The organism is Bradyrhizobium sp. BLXBL-01, assembly GCF_051853025.1.
Classification (GTDB): Bacteria; Pseudomonadota; Alphaproteobacteria; order Rhizobiales; family Xanthobacteraceae; genus Bradyrhizobium.
In genome coordinates, this window is sequence record NZ_CP182471.1 from 3354835 (window position 1) to 3370633 (window position 15799).

Sequence of the window (15799 nt, forward strand, 5' to 3'; positions counted from 1 at the left end):
TCCGATCCCCCAAAGCGTCGCAATTGCCGGCTATGGTCTCGCGTGCGATCGAGGCTGCGGTCGAGCGCCGCCGAACAGGGAGAGCTGTCATGGTGATGCGTCGATCGGCGCTGCGTCGCGTAGGTCTGGCACTCGCTTTGTTCGTGCTCGCAGGCTTTGCGCATGCGGATGAACCGCAACCGCGCTCCGAAGCGGCCGCGCCGGCCGGACAGAAGGGTGGGCGCGGCGGCGGCGCGCAAAATGCGGCGCAGACGTCGTCGTCCGCGGCCGAGCCGCACCGTCTGCCGCCGGATTCGACCACGAAGCAGACGCTCGATCTGCCCGGCCGGACGCTGAACTTCACGGCCACCGCCGGCTCGATCCGCGTGTTCGACGGCAAGGGCGAACCGCTGGCCGACATCGCCGTCACCTCCTATGAGCTCGACGGTGCCGATCGCGCCACGCGCCCGGTGACGTTCCTGTTCAACGGCGGACCTGGGGCCTCCTCGGCCTGGCTTCAGTTCGGCGCGGCCGGGCCGTGGCGCTTGCCGCTCGACGGCGAGGCGCTGTCGCCGTCGGCGTCGCCCGAGGTGAAGCCGAACGCGGAGACCTGGCTCGACTTCACCGATCTCGTCTTCGTCGACCCGGTCAGCACCGGCTACAGCCGCTTCGTGGCGAGCGGCGAGGACGCGCGCAAGTCGTTCTACTCCGTCGATGGCGACGTCAATTCGATCGCGCTCGTGATCCGCCGCTGGCTCGAAAGGCACGAGCGGCTGACCTCGCCGAAATACGTCGCCGGCGAAAGCTATGGCGGCATTCGCGGGCCGAAGGTCGTGCGTCAGTTGCAGCTCCAGCACGGCGTCGGCGTCAGGGGCTTGATCCTGGTCTCGCCGCTCTTGGACTTCCGCGAGTTCACCGGAACGAGCCTCCTGCAATATGTCGCGACACTGCCGAGCTATGTGGCGGTGGCGCGCGAAGCCAAAGGCCCGGTCAAGCGCGCCGACCTCGCCGACGTCGAGGCTTACGCGCGCGGCGAGTTTCTTGCCGATCTCGTCAAGGGCGAGGCGGACAAGGAGGCCACCAATCGTCTGGCCGACAAGGTCGCCGAGCTCACCGGCATCGACCAGGCGGTGAGCCGCCGCCTCGCCGGCCGCTTCGACGTCGGCGAATTCCGCCGCGAATTCGACCGCAAGAACGGCAAGGTGACCGGACGCTACGACGCTTCGGTGCGCGGCTTCGATCCCTATCCGGATTCCAGCAGCTCGCGCTTCGGCGATCCCTCCGGCGATGCGCTCCAGGCGCCGCTGACGAGCGCCGCGGTCGACGTGCTCTCGCGCAAGCTCAACTGGCGGCCCGACGGCTCCTATGAAGTCCTGAACGGCGCCGTCGAAGGTCACTGGGATTTCGGCCGTGGCATCAACCCGCCGCAATCGGTGTCCGAGCTGCGCCAGATCCTGGCCACCGATGCCAAGCTGAACGTGCTGGTCGCGCATGGCCTGTTCGACCTTGCCACGCCCTATTTCGGAACGAAGCGGGTGCTCGACCAGCTGCCGGCCTTCGCGACGCAGCGGGTGAAGTTCGTGGTCTATCCCGGCGGCCACATGTTCTATTCGCGCGACGGCTCACGGCAGGCGCTTCGCAGCGAGGTCGAGGCGCTCATCAGGGAGTAGGCCGGCGCTTGCGGGGCGGATACCGGCGCGCGATCTCGCGTGCGACGACTTTTTCCGGCTTCACGTTCGCGCCGGCGATCCAGATGTCGCTGATCTTGCCGCGCTTGTCGCGGATCCGGCGCACCGGCTCGCCATGGCTGGAATACCCGGCAGCCCAGGCGAGCTTGCCCGTGTCGCGGCCGGTCACCTCGATCTCGGCGGCATCCATGAACGGGTTGTTGAACTGCGGGTTGGCGACGAGCACGCGGTTGCCCGCCGGGACGAGATCGGTCGCGCCCCATATCGTCCACCAGCGCCCGGTCCAGTCGCGCACGCGACGATCAGCCGCGCCGCGGGTCTGGAAGATGCGCAAGATCTGCATCGCGCCGTCCATCCAGAATGGCGCCGCGCCGTCGATCGAGTTGCTGAGGATGCTGATCGAAAGCTCGCAAGCGGGAATGGAGCAGGTGCGCGAGATATAGCCCTGAAAACCGCCGCCATGGCCGAACCAGTCCCAACCATCGGTCTTGCCGGCATTGACGCCCAAGCCATAATAGGCCTCGAAGCTCTGCGGGATGCGCCAATGGTTTCGCGTCATCTCGCGGCGGCTCGCAGCCGACAGCACGCTCTTCTTCGCGTTGGGTGCCAGCTGCGCGAAGAAGCGGGCGGTGTCGGCGGCGGTGGCGACGAAGCCTGCGGCAGATGCCATCGCATGTGCGGGATTGTCGCCCGGGATCACGCAGCGCTCTCCAAAGGGCACCTTTCGCGTGTGGCCGCGCGCGAACGGGGCGCCCTTGGGAAGCGGTGCGTCCGGCTCCGTCTCGCGCAGGCCGGCCGGCGCAATGATCTCGCGCTTGATCCAGGCGGAGTAGGACTCCTTTGCAACAGCCTCAATCACGAGGCCGAGCAGGCCAAAGCCGTGATTGGAATATTTGAAGCGCGTGCCGGGCTCGATCGCGGTCGGCAGCTTCAATTCCGTCAGCAACTCCCTCGCGTCGAGATAGGGGCGGCTGTCGATGAACTGGCCGGAATCGGCGCCGTCGCGCGTCAGCCCCGCGCTGTGCGACAGCACTTGCGCGATCGTGGTCTCGGCGACGCGCGGATGGAGGCCGCCGACATATTGGCCGACATTGTCGTCGAGCCGGAGCTTGCGCTGCTCGCGCAGCTTCATGATGCCGGCCGAGGTAAAGCTCTTGGAGTGCGAGGCGATGCGGAAGCGGTGACGCGGGGTGAGCTTCTCGCCGGTGTCGAGATTGGCGAGGCCGAACGCATGCTCGGCGACGATCTCGCCGCGATGGGCGAAGGCCACGATGACGCCCGGCTGCTGGATCGTCGTCAGCTGGTAGTCGATCCAGGAGCCGATATAGTCGATCGCGGATCGCAGCCACGTGTCCATTGCGCTATCGGTTTGCGAGGAAGGTTGGTGCGCGAGGCTAGCCGAAAACGCAGAACGGGCACAACCCTGAGGTTGTGCCCGTCCGCTTCGTTCAAAGATGCAATGATCAGTAGACGAGCGTCGCGCCGGTCGGCTTGTCGAGCGCTTCGGCCAGCGAGCGATATTCCGAGCTGCCGGTGCCGGCGAGCGAGGCGATCTTGCCAAGGTGATATTGCGCCTGCTCGCGGTTGCCCTGCTCGAGCTGCCAGAGGCCATAATATTGCCAGGTGCGGACGTGGTTCGGATCGTCCTTCAGCGCCAGCTCATAATAGACCTTCGACGACTGGTAATCGCCGAGCTTGCGATAGGAGTAGCCGATCAGGTTGGCGATATCGGCGACGTCGTCGCGCCGCAGCGACTTCAGCTGGTCGATCGCGCCCGTGTAATCGTGCTTGTCGTAGATCGCCGCGTAGGCGGTGCGATAGGCCGCGAGGAACTTGGGGTCGCTAACGGAAGAGCTCTTCTTCTTGCCCTTCTTGGTCGAGGAGTCCGAGCTCGGCGGCGACGAAGGGGAGTCGCCGGCCGCGGCATACGCATTGGACAGCACCGGCGCGGCCGCGAGCGTCACGGCGACGAGTCCAGGCACAACGAGCGTTGAGAGTTTGCGCATTCAAGTTCTCCGGTATGGAACGTGGCGATCCTACACGATTGCCCGAAGACCGGAACACCTCTCGGGCAAAAACATTCCCGCTTCGCACGATCTATTCGCCCGGCCGCGGATGACAAACTTGTCATCGAGATGAACGGAAGCCTGCTGAGGGCTTCAGACTGGGTTCAGTGCCCCCCGCCTAGGCTCCCACCCACGATCGATGGGTAGGCGAGAGGGCGCCGCCTGAAGATCCTTCCAAGAGGAGACCACCATGTTGAAGACCATTTCTGCAGCCTTGCTCGCAACGTCCGTGATCGCAGCCCCGGCTTTCGCTGCCGAGGCCGGCAAGACCACCACGGCCGCTCCGGTGATCAAGGCCGACCAGAGCCAGACCAAGGCGGCGACCACGGCCACGAAACCGGAAGCCGGCGTCAAGGCCGACGCCAAGACGACCGACGCCAAGACGGACGTGAAGACGACGGGCGTGAAGGCTCCCGACGTCAGGGCGGACGCCAAGGTGGATGGCAAGTCGAAGGCGCTGAACGCGAACGCCGCGGTCACCACCGACGAGCACAAGACCGTGCGCAAGCATCGCCATCACCGCAAGCAGGTCACGGCCAAGGACGCGCAGAAGGCGCAGCCGGATATCACCAAGCCCGCGACGTCAGACAAGCGCAACTGACGACTGATCCCGCGCGGCGGCATCCCTGGCATTGCCCCGCCGCCGCGCGCGGACGTCAGGCCTGGCCCGTTGCCACGCCTCGTGCGCAAGCCCGAGGCGTCGGCGGCTGGCCGGTGCGCTGTTTTAAGCCTCTGCAAGCGAATTCCCTTCATGCAGGCCAGGGGCTAGAACGTCTCCTGATCTGTTCGAGCGGAGAGCGCGGCCTGTGGGGCGATTGGCGAGATGTGCGGTGATCCTGGCGTTGCCGCTGGCGCTTGCGGCATGTTTCGGCAGCGACGGTGACCGTCCGACTTTCATGGGCGGGACCCAGGCCGGTGGGCCGCAGCCGTTTCCCGACAATTTCCGAAGCGACACCGTGGCGTTGATGCGGGCCTACCTCAACAATCCGGTCGGCGTGCGCAACGCCGGCATGGCCGAGCCGGTACAGCGCGAGGTCGGCGGCCGGCAGTTCTATGTGAGCTGCCTGCACTTCACCCCGCGCGAGACCGATGGCAGTTATAAGGGCGTGCGCGAGCGGGCCGTGATCTTCGTCAACGGCCGTGCGGACCGCGTGGTGGACCAGACCAGCGATCTCTGCGCCGGTGCGGTTTACGCACCCTTTCCGGAACTGGAAAAGATGACGCGGTAGCGCAAAGCCCGCCTTCATCGCCCGGTGCTAGACAGAAGCAGCCGGAGCCGCTGGATCACATTTCGGCGAGCTTTGAACGGGGTGGTTTCGACTTGCGACAAATCGTAACGGCGAGCCTTGCGCTGGCGACAAAAACAGCCGGCGCAGCGCGACGTGACGGAACAAAATCGTGTTGTTGCCGACCCGTCACAGTCACGAACGATCAACGTTCCGGCATTGCCGCGAAGCAACCCAATTCACGCCACGTTGTTTCCCGAGTGTCGTAAATGAAAGAACGGGGATGATCATGAAATCGATCTTGCTGGGTGCAGCAGCTCTGCTTGCGCTGGCCGCGCCGGCCGCAGCCGCAGACGTGCAGCCGCGCACCTACACCAAGGCGCCGGCCTATACGCCGCCGCAGGTGATCTACAACTGGACCGGTTTCTACATCGGCGGCCATGTCGGCGGCGCGTTTGCCGGCGACAACAGCTTCCGCTCGAGCGACGCCCGCTTCCTTGGCGGCGTGCAGGGCGGCTTCGACTACCAGTTCGCGCCCAACTGGGTGGTGGGTATCGAGGCCCAGTATTCCTGGCTGCCAACCAACAACAACGGCGTTACCTTCCCGCTGGGCACCCAGGTGACCTCCAACACCGACCAGATCGGGTCGGTGACCGGTCGCGTCGGCTATACCTGGGGACCGACGCTGCTTTACGCCAAGGGCGGTTATGCCTGGCGGAATAACGGCCTTGGCGTGAACATCGCCGGGGTGCCGCAGGCCTTCACCACCACCGGCAACAACAAGGACGGCTATACCGTCGGCGCAGGCCTCGAATACATGTTCGCGCCGAACTGGTCGGCCAAGGCCGAGTACCAGTATTACAATTTCGGCAGCACCACCTTCACCTCCGGCCCGGCCGACATTGTCGGCGTTCGTGGTCGGGAGGATGAGCATACCGTCAAGGCCGGTGTGAATTACCGCTTCGGCTGGGGCGGCCCGGCCGCCTCGCGGTACTGACGGTCAGCGCCGATCCAAGACCTGAACATCCAAGACCTGACAAAGGCCGGCTCCGCCGGCCTTTCGTTTGCCGATCTGCGTCCCGGCAGCGCCTTCATTTGCATTCCGTGAACCATTTGGCGCGTCATTTGCTTGCAAACGATGCTGGCGCGCATTCTCACGCGCGTCATGGGGCCGGTGTAAAGCAAAAATAATTTTTGCGATTTACGGAACTCGCGCTCCGGAACGCGTTATATGACAATTACCGGGCTGGTGGGACGACGGACATGCGTATCTTGGTGTCGGCAGTGGCGCTCTCGTGCTTCTCTTGCCTGCCGTGCTCTGCACAGACAATCCTCAGATCCGAGCCTCTGATGTTGGCACCGTATGAGGTGGCCTTCGTCAAGGACGCCTCCTGTCCGTCCGGCAAGGTGCTGAAGGTGACGGGCGCCATCCGCGGGCTGCACCGCCGCAAGGCCTGCGTGCCGATGCCGGGCGAGCAGGCCTCGCTTGCGGCCGCCACCCCCTGAGCTTTCGCTCCGGCTCCGTGCCGGAGCTCAGGAATTCAGCTCGAGCTCCATCCTCGACTGCCGATCGGCCTCCGCCTTGTTCTTTGCGGGGTCCTCGCCCTGGGCCGCCTGGCAGGGCTCGATCTTGTAGTCGTTGTCGAGCACCCGGCGCGGTCCCGGCCGCTCCTCGTCCGCCGTCACGTCCACGACGAGACCACTTCGCTCGGCGAGCTTCCAGACGTCGGCCTCACTCGGATAGGCCTTGCTGATCTGGGCGTCGTTGCAGAACAGGGCGTAGGGCATGCATCCCGACTCCAGGAAAGCCCGTTAACGAGCTCACGGGGTGAGGGGTTCCGGCCATCGGGCCGATCACGGGGGCGTGATCGTGGCGGGCGGTCCGTGAGTCCTTAACGAGTCCTGAATCCCGGAAAAAAGAATCCCTGGGACTCGTCGGCCGGAATCAGCGGATGTTTTCCGCCATGACGAGCGACCTGAAGACATCCTGCGGGCACATGCTCTTGCCGCTCACGCTGGCGCTGTTCGGCGCCTGCGCGGCCAATCTCTGGCTGGTCTGGTCCTGGCTGTAGGTCCCTGGGCGGGCCTTATTTTTCGGCCGGTGGCCCGGAGGCGTCGCGGATGGCGGCACGCAACTTGGTCAGGGTCGCCGCACAATATTCCTCACGTTCGCGCTCGAAACGTTCCTGGTGCTTGCGGAAATTGGCGATGCGGGCCTGCATCTCGCTGCGGAAATCGCCGCTGGTCCGCGGCAGCAGAGGCGCGGGCCGCGGCGGAAGGGAGGCTTGCGGCGGCTCGACCTCGACCGCCTCCACGGTGACGATCTCCACTGCAACGGCGGGGCCAGATGCAGGCGTCTCCGGCTGAAGGACGTCATCCTTCCTGCTGGTCACCGATTGGACGAACGCCAGTGTCTGCGCGATCAGTGCGTCGCGCTCCCTGATCCATTTCATGATCCACCTCAGCCGCGCGCATTCCAGCAAAGCGGCTGCTTCGAATCAAGGCAGTTTGCAGGGGATTGCATAATTTTCCCGGTGGTCCGACACTGGGCAGATGGATGCATCGAAAGAACGCCCGAACGCGGCGGAGGGCCTGAGGCTCATCCGCGCGTTCCTGACGCTCCCGCCCGACAAGCGGGCGGAGGTGATCGCGTTTGTCGAGGAATTGGCACGTGTTCACGGCCGGCCCGAGGAGGGCGCGAAGGCTTCGCCGAGGTGAGCGCTACCGCTCGCGCGGATTGACGTTGGGCTCGAACGGCGCGCCGACCACCCGAACCGGGATCTGAGCAGGCATGCGCGTGGTGAGGTCGATCACGGCTCGATCGGCGACCAGCTTATCGGACGCTTGTCCCCGCATCGGCTCGAACAGCGCCAACGTCCCGGCCACGGCGCTGCAGCACAGCGTCACCGTCGCCAGCAGAATCATGTTTCGGTTTTCTTCCTGGATCCGCATGCGCCGACAACGGTTGACGCCGGAGCCGGTTCCGGGCCTGCGCTCTCCGACGCGAAAACAGGCTGAAGCTTACGCCAAGCTTACGACGGGGTGCCAAAGCGTTATTTTTCCGTAAGACTACTCCTGTCACTTGGTATCAATTCTTAACGTCCGCTGGTTCCAATCCCACCGCTGGGAATTGCTCGCGGTGCTGCGAGTCGGAGATCATTGGGCGGCTGAAATGAGCTTTTTGAACAATCTGAAGATCGTGTGGAAGGTGGCGCTGATCGTGGCGGTGATGGGCTGCGCGATGATCGCCGTTGCGGGCTTCGGCCTGCGCGAGCTATCCGCGACGGTCGACGGCTTCGGCGAACTCGCCGCCGCGCAATCCTCCGCTCTCAGCCTCGCGCGCGCCCAGCGCCGCGCGGAGACTTATCACGCCGCGCTCTATGCCGTCTTCACTGAGGCGACCGAGGCTGGCAATGCCGCCCGCCTGAAGATCGCGAACCAGAACCGGGACGAGATCCGTCAATACCTGGATGCGGCGGAGCAGGATGATCCGGCGCGCGCCAGCCAGATCAAGAGCATCGGTGACCAGCTGAAGGCGGCGTTCGCAGGCTGCGACCCGGTGCTGAAGGCCGGATCGCAGGCCAGCACCACGGAAGAGAACGCCAAGGCCGCCGAGCGGGCGCACAAGGAGTGCGATCCGTTGCTCGATGGGGCCCTGGCACGCGTCGCGCAGTTCACGACCGAGACCGGCCAGGCCGTTGCCAAGCGCAAGGATGCCATCAACCGCGACGCTCATGCCGCGACCTGGACCGTGATCGGCGTCAGCGCCGGCGGCCTGATCCTGGGCATCGCGATCGCGCTCTTCATCGGCCTCAAGGCGATGTCGCAGCCGATCGCCCGGCTCAAGCTCGCGATGGAGGGCCTCGCCCGCAACGATCTCACGACCGAGGTGCCCGAGAAGGATCGCCGCGACGAGATCGGCGACATGGCGAGGACGGTCGAGGTGTTCAAGACCAACGGGCTCGAGATCGAGCGTCTCAAGGCCGCGCAGACCGAAGCAGAGAAGCAGGCGGCCGAGCAGCGCCGCCGCGACATGATCAATCTTGCCGACGGTTTCGAGCGCGCGGTCGGTGAGATCATCGACACGGTCGGTTCGGCCTCCACCGAGCTCGAGGCGTCTTCCTCGACGCTGGCGACCACCGCGCAACGCGCCCAGGAGCTGACCTCGGTCGTCGTCGCTGCCTCCGGTGAAGCCACCGGCAACGTCCAGTCGGTGGCGACCGCGACGGAAGAGCTGTCCTCCTCGGTGAACGAGATCAGCCGCCAGGTGCAGGAATCGGCGCGGATGGCGGGCGAAGCCGTGGCCCAGGCCCGCACCACGACCGAGCGCGTCAGCGAGCTCTCGGTCGCGGCCACGCGCATCGGCGATGTCGTCGAGTTGATCAACACCATTGCCGGCCAGACCAACCTGCTGGCGCTGAACGCCACGATCGAAGCGGCGCGTGCCGGCGAGGCCGGCCGCGGCTTCGCGGTCGTCGCCTCCGAGGTGAAGACGCTGGCCGAGCAGACCGCCAAGGCGACCGGCGAGATCAGCCAGCAGATTTCCGGCATCCAGTCCGCGACCCAGGAATCGGTGAACGCCATCCGCGACATTTCCGCCACGATCGAGCGGCTCTCGGAGGTGTCCTCGACCATCGCTGCGGCCGTCGAGGAGCAGGGCGCGGCGACCCAGGAAATCTCGCGCAACGTTCAGCAGGCCGCGCACGGCACCCAGCAGGTCTCCTCGAACATCACCGATGTGCAGCGCGGCGCCGCCGAGACTGGCTCGGCTTCCTCGCAGGTGCTCTCGACCGCCAAGATGCTGGCGAGCGACAGCACCCGGCTGAAGGACGAGGTCGGAAAGTTCCTGCGCACGGTGCGCTCGGCGTAAGCCGTCGTACCGCGGCTTTCGTCCGCCGGCGCTGACCGCGCTTAATGCGGCAGCACAAGGCCGAGCGCGAACACGAACAGCATGGTCGTCATGACGACGGCCGTCACCGCGCCGGCGACGATCTTGGCCTTCTCTTTGGGAGTGGTGGAGCGCATGGGATCTGGACGGGACGAATAACGCTTCGTGGGTTTGCTGCCAGGCAATTTTGAACAGTTCGCCTGGGTTGTATACTGTGCCCGCACCGGAAGAGGCTCGCCCCATGATCCCCGATCGTCCTCCCGTGCTCGCCCACGAGCGCTTCGTCGCCGACCGTGACAATTTCTCAGGGCTGGATCTCGCCGCGCGGTTCGAGCGGATCGAGCGTACGAACCTTTGGGGCGCTGCCGGCTCGGTATCGGGCCTCGGCTCGGAGGACCTTGCCACCGCGGCCATCCAGGACGCGCTTCCGCCATTGCTGCAGCGGCTCGGCGTGCGCTCGCTGCTCGATGCACCTTGCGGCGATGCGGGTTGGATCGGCCGCGTCAAGCTCGACCTCGACTATATCGGCATCGACATCGTGCCCTCGCTGATCGCCACCAACAACCGGCGTGTGACGGACGGCGAATTCGCCGGCCGATTCCTGGTTGCGGACATCACGCGTGATGCGCTGCCGCGCGCTGATTTGATCCTGTGCCGCGACTGCCTGGTGCATCTGAGCTTTCAGAACATCGCCCGCGCCACCGCCCGCTTTCGCGAGAGCGGCGCGCAATATCTGCTCGTCACGACCTTTCCGGAATGGGACGACAACCACGATTGTGAGGACGGCGACTGGCGGGCGCTGAACCTGGAGAAGGCGCCGTTCGGCTGGCCGGCGCCGCACGCGCTGATCGATGAGCGTTGCGAGGAGGGCGGCGGCGGCTGGCGCGACAAGAGCCTCGGGCTGTGGCGGCTGCAGGAATTGCCGGATTCTGTCCGCATGGCCGCGGATATCTGACAGCGGCGGGCACAACGTCCATTGTATCCACGATCGCGCCGGGGATAGACTTCTGGTTGCGTGAAGCGATCTCCCCTCGCATCGCCGGAGCCCACCATGAGCATACGTGCCGTCTTGGCCGCGTTGTTGATCTGGTGCAGCGCGCCGGCGCTGGCGCAGCAGGAGGGCGCCTCGCTCTATGCCGCGCATTGCGCGCAATGCCACGACGGCGATGCCCAGACCCGCATGCCGGGTCGCGCCGCCCTGCAGGCGATGTCGTTCGACCACGTGCTGGGGACGTTGACGACAGGCAGCATGGCGGCGATGGCAAAGGACCGCAGCGATGCCGAACGCCGCGCGATCGCCTCGTTCGTGACCGGCAAGATGCCGACGGGCAGCGCCGCCGCCGACGCGGAGGGCCGCTGCGTGCAGCAGGCGGGCGGCTTTCCGCAAGCCCTCGACGGTCCGCGCTGGAACGGTTGGGGCGTTGACGCCAGCAACAGCCGCTTCCAGCCGGCCGACATGGCCGGGTTGACCGCGGTGCAGGTGCCGCATTTGCGGCTGAAATGGGCCTATGCCTTTCCCGGCGCCTCGGTGTCGTTTGCGCCGCCCACCATCGTGGGCGGGATGCTGTTCATCGGCGGCACTGATCGCAAGGTCCACGCGCTCGATGCGCGAAGCGGCTGCACGCTGTGGACCTTGGCGCTTGATGCGGCGGTGCGCGCCGCGATCAGCTTTGCGCCGCTTCCGGGCTCCGATCAGTTCGCGATCTTCTTCGGCGATTTGCGCGCCAATGCCTATGCGGTGAACGCGCTGACGGGCGCGCTGATCTGGAAGGCCAAGGTGGAGGAGCATGCCGCCGCACGCATCACCGGCGCGCCGACGCTGCATTCCGGCGTGCTCTACGTGCCGGTGTCCTCGCTCGAGGAAGCCGCCGGCTCGCAAGCCTCCTACGAATGCTGCACCTTCCGCGGCAGCGTGGTGGCGTTGCAGGCCGCGACCGGCAAGATGATCTGGCAGGCGTACACGATCCCCGAGATGCCGCATCCGACCAGCAAGAATGCCAAGGGCACGCAGCTGTTCGGACCATCCGGCGCCGCCATCTGGTCGGCGCCGACGATCGATGTCCAGCGCGGCGCGGTCTATGTGGCGACCAGCAATTCCTATTCGAATCCGCCGGCCGCGACCGCCGATGCGATCCTTGCGTTCGATCTTGCAACCGGGAAGCTGCTCTGGACGCAGCAGGCGACGCCAAAGGACGCCTTCGTCGTCGCCTGCTTCAGCATGGACAAGACCAATTGTCCCGACCAGCCCGGGCCCGATCACGATTTCGGCCAGTCGCCGATCCTCGTCGCCTTGCGCGACGGCAGGCGCATTCTCGCCATCGCGCAGAAATCCGGCGTCGTGCACGCGCTCGATCCCGACGATGGCGGCAAGATCGTGTGGCAGACCCGGATCGGGAAGGGCGGTGCGCTCGGCGGCAGCGAATGGGGTTCGGCTGCGGACGGCGAGCGCATCTATGTCGCCAACTCCGACGTGCGCTTCAAGCGCGACGGCACGCGGCAGCTCGATTCCACGCAAGGCGGTGGCCTGTTCGGGCTCGACCTTGCCAGCGGCAGAGTCGTGATGGAGGTGCCGCCGGTCGCCTGCGGCGATCGCCCGCAATGCAGCCCCGCGCTCTCGGCGGCGGTGAGCCTGATCCCGGGTGTCGTGTTCTCAGGCAGCGTCAGCGGCTTCCTGCGCGCCTACGCCACCGACGGCAAGCTGCTCTGGGAGTTCGACACCGCGCGGGATTTCAAGGCGGTGAACGGGGTCCCTGCCCGCGGCGGCGCGATCGACGGCCCCGGTCCCGTCATCGCCGGCGGCATGCTCTACACCAATTCCGGCTACGGCCAGTGGAGCGGCGTCGCCGGCAACGTGCTGCTGGCATTCGAGGCCGGGACGGAGTGACAATCTCGCCGCGGTGTCCCGGACGCGCTGCAGCGCGTTTGCAGACGGATTGAGGTTACCGCCGCGAACGCGTCATTGCGAGCGCAGCGAAGCATTCGGCGGAGGCAGTCTGGATTGCTTCGCTGCGCTCGCAATGACGGAGGTTGAGCGCGAACGTAACCTTTTCAATTCGCAGCCAGCCAATGAGGGAGATCAGATTCGATGATCGATGCCAGATGCAGCTGCGGCGCGCTTTCGCTGTCGCTTCCGGGACCCTCGCGCCTCGTCGTTGCCTGTCACTGCCTCGACTGTCAGCGACGAACCGGCGCGCCGTTCGGCGTCGGTGCCTTCTATGCCGCAGAGACCGTCACGATCTCTGGAGTATCCAAGTCGTATGTCCGAACCGCGATGAGCGGCGGCGAGGTCTGCAGATATTTCTGTCCCGACTGCGGCTCGACGGTCTACTGGCAAGCCGACAATCTGCCTGACATGATCGGCGTTGCCGTTGGCGCGATCGCAGATCCGGATTTTCCGGCGCCGACGAGATCGGTGTTCGAGCAGTCGAAACATGCCTGGGTCGAGATCGGCGGCTCGGTCGAGCATTTCGAACAGAGCAGCGCGCGCAAGAGTTCAGGCTGAGGCACAGGGTTCGAGCGCTGGTTCGGCGCGGCCGGTGTCCGGTCAAGGCCGCTGCCGATGACTTGCGTTGGACGGCGCTCCTGATGTCTGTATCGCCTCACCAGGAGCACGGTCCAGCGGCGGGTGAGGCCTGGCGAGTCCTACCGTTCCGGGAGGTGCGTCGCTGCTGGCCGTACGGGTATTGACGTGCTCTAGCGTGACTGTCGATGCAACCACAATGGCGATGGCCAAGCCGACAGCGGCTAAGACTAAGGCTGTCCGATCATTCGGGTCCATCGCTAGACCTCCGCGAGACGGCTCTATGGTGAACGAGGAAACGCCGAACTGACGATTTGGTTCTTGCGTCAGGCCACGACGGGTGTCGGCTCAACCAATGGTGCCGGCTGAGGGGATTGAACCCCCGACCTTCGGTTTACAAAACCGCTGCTCTACCGCTGAGCTAAGCCGGCGACGCCTGGGAGGCAGGGGCGGAGCTCGGCTCGCGCCGGGGCCGTCCACCCGTGCGCGCCGCAATACCAGACTTGATCGGAAAGTGCCAGAACCGGGAGGTCACCGTCGCAAGACGTGAATCGGGCGGCCTCGCGGCCGCCCGATGTGTGGCGTTCGGATCAAGCTGCCTTACTGGCAAATGTGCCGGCGGCCGTCTGCGCCCTTGAACCAGGTGCCGGGCGTACAGACGAAGCCGTTGCGCTGGGCATAGGTGCGGGTGTCCCAGCTACGATTGTTCCAGCCGCGGTCCCACGAATTGTCATAGGCGTAGGAATTGTCCCAGGCGCGGAATGGGGCGGTGGCAATCGCACCAGCTGTGCCGATGGCGGCGCCGGCGACGCCGGCCGCGACGTCGGTCGGCCAGAACCCGGTGGGGCTCCTGTTCCAGTCGTTATTCCAATCGCGGTTGGTCTGGCGATAGGACATGCGACGGTGGCGGTAGCCGCTATCGGTTGATGCCTTTGCGGGGCCGAGGGTCTGGCAGTTGGCGTTGGGGAATTGCGCCGAACAGCGTGGATTATTGACGGCGGTCTGCGCCATGGCAGAGCCTGCCAGCATGGTCGCTGCGATCGCCGTGGCCCCGAGAAGCTTGATGGTCATGGTTGTTCGCTCCCATTTTGTTGACAGGAGCTAAACGCCGACGGCGCAGGACGTTCCGATGCAACCCTGGGATTTTTCGACTGCGAACCGTCAAACCGATGTGAGCAGCGTGCGCTGTTCCAGCCGCGCGGTTCCGCGCCGTTAACGCTTCGCTAGCTCGCCGTACAGCATTTGAGCGGCGTGCAATCCTTGCACGTTAGGCTTACCGGAATTTGGTGAGCAGGCCTTAACCCTCTCTGCGTCGCGATCGGTTAGGTTGCGCCCGGATAACCGGGGTCTCCTCATGCGTGCCGTGGCGCTCGCCGCCTTTCTGATCGGACTGCCTGCGACGGCGTTTGCCGGCGGCTTCGAGATTGTCGTGCCCGGCCGTCCCGGCGTGCCCGTCATCATCAACAACATCGACGCGTCCTATGCCGTCGTCGAGGGCACCTGGGGTCTCGGCAAGGGCCAGCAGGTGCAGCCCACGATCTATGGCGGACGCTATATCGCCGAGCGGCAGCCCGACGACGTCGGTCATTACTATCCGACGCTCGGCCTGCGGCCGGGCTACGGCCGGCTCGAGGTCGAGCCGCCGGCGAACCGCAAATTGCCCAAACCCGCCGAGAGCTATCACCAGAGCTGGGGCGCCTCGTCCGCGCCGCTGCCGGCGCAGATGGACCCGCCCGTCGATCCGCCGCCGGTGATCTACGCGCCCGAGATCAACGACCGTCCTCGGCCTCCGCGGCCGCGGCCGCGCACAGAGATATCCGGCAGGCCGCCGGGTTGAGAAACGTGACAACCAAAAACGGAAATCAACAGGAGAGTATAATGCGTCAGATGATTTCGGGACTGGTCGCGGCAGCTGCCGTGATGTTCGCCGCCACCGCGCCGGCCGCGGCCTGCGGCTTCACCACGTGCGCGCCGGTGGCGCCGGTCTATACCGGCTGCAACACCGGGTGCGGCGGACATGGCTACGGCTACGGCTACGCCGCCTATGAGCGTCTCGCCGAGCCGACCACGCAGTATTACTACGTCAACCAGGGCCCGACCTATACGGGTCCGGGCGCCTTCGCGCCGTATCCGACCTACCGCGAGGACGCGGTCGTCGCGCCCGCCAATTACGGCTACGGCTATGGTTATCGTGCCGCTGCGGTCGCGCCGCCGGCCGCTTATCCCTATCGCCGCCCGTACTTCCGTCCGTATCGCTACGGCTACGGCCCCCGCTACGGCTACCTGCCGCGCGTGCACTACGGCCCCCGCTACGGCTATGCCCGCCGCGCCGCGCCGTACTATTATGGCGGTCACCGCGTGCTGCGCCGCTATTACTGATCTCTGATCGGTTGATACTAGCGAGGCGCCCGTTCGCGTGACGCGGACGGGCG

The 15799-nt window shown here is 65.8% G+C and carries 17 protein-coding genes and 1 tRNA gene; 11 read left to right on the forward strand and 7 right to left on the reverse strand.

The window, feature by feature from the left end; genetic code table 11:
• Positions 1–95: 95 nt before the first annotated feature.
• Positions 96–1649 carry a S10 family peptidase gene (locus tag ACNJYA_RS15360; protein ID WP_373569535.1) on the forward strand — a complete coding sequence of 518 codons (1554 nt, stop codon included), beginning with the start codon at positions 96–98 and terminating at the stop codon, positions 1647–1649.
• Here ACNJYA_RS15360 and ACNJYA_RS15365 read toward each other — a convergent pair.
• Both ACNJYA_RS15365 and ACNJYA_RS15370 read right to left on the reverse strand, forming a co-directional pair.
• Complete coding sequence (locus ACNJYA_RS15365) at positions 1639–3024, reverse strand: serine hydrolase domain-containing protein (protein WP_439403191.1); 1386 nt, start codon at positions 3022–3024, stop codon at positions 1639–1641. The genes ACNJYA_RS15360 and ACNJYA_RS15365 overlap by 11 nt on opposite strands.
• A gap of 106 nt (positions 3025–3130) precedes the next feature.
• A complete protein-coding gene (locus ACNJYA_RS15370; RefSeq protein WP_439403192.1) occupies positions 3131–3673 on the reverse strand; it encodes a tetratricopeptide repeat protein in 543 nt (180 codons plus the stop codon).
• Between the two features lie 250 nt (positions 3674–3923).
• Here ACNJYA_RS15370 and ACNJYA_RS15375 point away from each other — a divergent pair, with 250 nt between their 5' ends.
• The 4 genes from ACNJYA_RS15375 to ACNJYA_RS15390 all read left to right on the forward strand — a co-directional run bounded on the left by ACNJYA_RS15375 (position 3924) and on the right by ACNJYA_RS15390 (position 6465).
• Entirely contained in the window at positions 3924–4334 is a 411-nt protein-coding gene (locus tag ACNJYA_RS15375; RefSeq protein ID WP_439403193.1) for a His-rich protein BRANT, read from the forward strand.
• A 232-nt stretch (positions 4335–4566) separates the two neighbouring features.
• Complete coding sequence (locus tag ACNJYA_RS15380) at positions 4567–4962, forward strand: hypothetical protein (protein ID WP_349628450.1); 396 nt, start codon at positions 4567–4569, stop codon at positions 4960–4962.
• Positions 4963–5248: 286 nt separating this feature from the next.
• Positions 5249–5956: an outer membrane protein gene (locus ACNJYA_RS15385; protein WP_439403194.1), complete on the forward strand. Its 708-nt coding sequence runs from the start codon at positions 5249–5251 to the stop codon at positions 5954–5956.
• A 266-nt stretch (positions 5957–6222) separates the two neighbouring features.
• Complete coding sequence (locus tag ACNJYA_RS15390; protein ID WP_212260324.1) at positions 6223–6465, forward strand: DUF6719 family protein; 243 nt, start codon at positions 6223–6225, stop codon at positions 6463–6465.
• 27 nt (positions 6466–6492) lie between these two features.
• Here the strand turns inward: ACNJYA_RS15390 and ACNJYA_RS15395 are convergent, their stop codons facing one another.
• From ACNJYA_RS15395 to ACNJYA_RS15405, 3 genes are all read right to left on the reverse strand, one after another.
• Entirely contained in the window at positions 6493–6747 is a 255-nt protein-coding gene (locus ACNJYA_RS15395) for a hypothetical protein (RefSeq protein WP_172783127.1), read from the reverse strand.
• A 299-nt stretch (positions 6748–7046) separates the two neighbouring features.
• A complete protein-coding gene (locus ACNJYA_RS15400; RefSeq protein WP_172783128.1) occupies positions 7047–7412 on the reverse strand; it encodes a hypothetical protein in 366 nt (121 codons plus the stop codon).
• A 268-nt stretch (positions 7413–7680) separates the two neighbouring features.
• Positions 7681–7884, reverse strand: a complete 204-nt coding sequence (locus tag ACNJYA_RS15405) for a hypothetical protein (protein WP_212260325.1) — start codon at positions 7882–7884, stop codon at positions 7681–7683.
• 247 nt (positions 7885–8131) lie between these two features.
• On the opposite strand from ACNJYA_RS15405, the gene ACNJYA_RS15410 reads away from it, so the two are divergent.
• The 4 genes from ACNJYA_RS15410 to ACNJYA_RS15425 all read left to right on the forward strand — a co-directional run bounded on the left by ACNJYA_RS15410 (position 8132) and on the right by ACNJYA_RS15425 (position 13349).
• Complete coding sequence (locus ACNJYA_RS15410; RefSeq protein ID WP_439403195.1) at positions 8132–9829, forward strand: methyl-accepting chemotaxis protein; 1698 nt, start codon at positions 8132–8134, stop codon at positions 9827–9829.
• A gap of 259 nt (positions 9830–10088) precedes the next feature.
• A complete protein-coding gene (locus ACNJYA_RS15415) occupies positions 10089–10802 on the forward strand; it encodes a class I SAM-dependent methyltransferase (RefSeq protein ID WP_212260328.1) in 714 nt (237 codons plus the stop codon).
• 96 nt (positions 10803–10898) lie between these two features.
• A complete protein-coding gene (locus ACNJYA_RS15420) occupies positions 10899–12731 on the forward strand; it encodes an outer membrane protein assembly factor BamB family protein (protein ID WP_439403196.1) in 1833 nt (610 codons plus the stop codon).
• Between the two features lie 201 nt (positions 12732–12932).
• On the forward strand, positions 12933–13349 hold the full coding sequence (locus tag ACNJYA_RS15425; protein ID WP_212260331.1) for a GFA family protein: 417 nt from the start codon (positions 12933–12935) through the stop codon (positions 13347–13349).
• Positions 13350–13723: 374 nt separating this feature from the next.
• Here the strand turns inward: ACNJYA_RS15425 and ACNJYA_RS15430 are convergent.
• Together ACNJYA_RS15430 and ACNJYA_RS15435 are read right to left on the reverse strand one after the other, a co-directional pair.
• Positions 13724–13798 (reverse strand) — tRNA-Thr (locus tag ACNJYA_RS15430).
• Between the two features lie 169 nt (positions 13799–13967).
• The gene (locus ACNJYA_RS15435) at positions 13968–14438 is read right to left on the reverse strand and encodes a hypothetical protein (protein WP_172783135.1); all 471 of its coding nucleotides are present in this window, start codon (positions 14436–14438) and stop codon (positions 13968–13970) included.
• A gap of 283 nt (positions 14439–14721) precedes the next feature.
• On the opposite strand from ACNJYA_RS15435, the gene ACNJYA_RS15440 reads away from it, so the two are divergent.
• Together ACNJYA_RS15440 and ACNJYA_RS15445 are read left to right on the forward strand one after the other, a co-directional pair.
• The gene (locus ACNJYA_RS15440) at positions 14722–15204 is read left to right on the forward strand and encodes a hypothetical protein (protein ID WP_439403197.1); all 483 of its coding nucleotides are present in this window, start codon (positions 14722–14724) and stop codon (positions 15202–15204) included.
• Between the two features lie 41 nt (positions 15205–15245).
• Positions 15246–15746, forward strand: coding sequence for a hypothetical protein (locus tag ACNJYA_RS15445; protein ID WP_439403198.1), 501 nt, complete (start codon positions 15246–15248; stop codon positions 15744–15746).
• The last annotated feature ends 53 nt before the right edge of the window (positions 15747–15799 follow it).

Excerpts from the sequence above, each read along its gene's own strand:
- ACNJYA_RS15360 (WP_373569535.1), top strand. The coding sequence starts at position 96 with ATGCGTCGATCGGCGCTGCGTCGCGTAGGTCTGGCACTCGCTTTGTTC.
- ACNJYA_RS15365 (WP_439403191.1), bottom strand. The coding sequence starts at position 3,024 with ATGGACACGTGGCTGCGATCCGCGATCGACTATATCGGCTCCTGGATC.
- ACNJYA_RS15370 (WP_439403192.1), bottom strand. The coding sequence starts at position 3,673 with ATGCGCAAACTCTCAACGCTCGTTGTGCCTGGACTCGTCGCCGTGACG.
- ACNJYA_RS15375 (WP_439403193.1), top strand. The coding sequence starts at position 3,924 with ATGTTGAAGACCATTTCTGCAGCCTTGCTCGCAACGTCCGTGATCGCA.
- ACNJYA_RS15385 (WP_439403194.1), top strand. The coding sequence starts at position 5,249 with ATGAAATCGATCTTGCTGGGTGCAGCAGCTCTGCTTGCGCTGGCCGCG.
- ACNJYA_RS15390 (WP_212260324.1), top strand. The coding sequence starts at position 6,223 with ATGCGTATCTTGGTGTCGGCAGTGGCGCTCTCGTGCTTCTCTTGCCTG.
- ACNJYA_RS15395 (WP_172783127.1), bottom strand. The coding sequence starts at position 6,747 with ATGCCCTACGCCCTGTTCTGCAACGACGCCCAGATCAGCAAGGCCTAT.
- ACNJYA_RS15400 (WP_172783128.1), bottom strand. The coding sequence starts at position 7,412 with ATGAAATGGATCAGGGAGCGCGACGCACTGATCGCGCAGACACTGGCG.
- ACNJYA_RS15405 (WP_212260325.1), bottom strand. The coding sequence starts at position 7,884 with ATGATTCTGCTGGCGACGGTGACGCTGTGCTGCAGCGCCGTGGCCGGG.
- ACNJYA_RS15410 (WP_439403195.1), top strand. The coding sequence starts at position 8,132 with ATGAGCTTTTTGAACAATCTGAAGATCGTGTGGAAGGTGGCGCTGATC.
- ACNJYA_RS15415 (WP_212260328.1), top strand. The coding sequence starts at position 10,089 with ATGATCCCCGATCGTCCTCCCGTGCTCGCCCACGAGCGCTTCGTCGCC.
- ACNJYA_RS15420 (WP_439403196.1), top strand. The coding sequence starts at position 10,899 with ATGAGCATACGTGCCGTCTTGGCCGCGTTGTTGATCTGGTGCAGCGCG.
- ACNJYA_RS15425 (WP_212260331.1), top strand. The coding sequence starts at position 12,933 with ATGATCGATGCCAGATGCAGCTGCGGCGCGCTTTCGCTGTCGCTTCCG.
- ACNJYA_RS15435 (WP_172783135.1), bottom strand. The coding sequence starts at position 14,438 with ATGACCATCAAGCTTCTCGGGGCCACGGCGATCGCAGCGACCATGCTG.
- ACNJYA_RS15440 (WP_439403197.1), top strand. The coding sequence starts at position 14,722 with ATGCGTGCCGTGGCGCTCGCCGCCTTTCTGATCGGACTGCCTGCGACG.
- ACNJYA_RS15445 (WP_439403198.1), top strand. The coding sequence starts at position 15,246 with ATGCGTCAGATGATTTCGGGACTGGTCGCGGCAGCTGCCGTGATGTTC.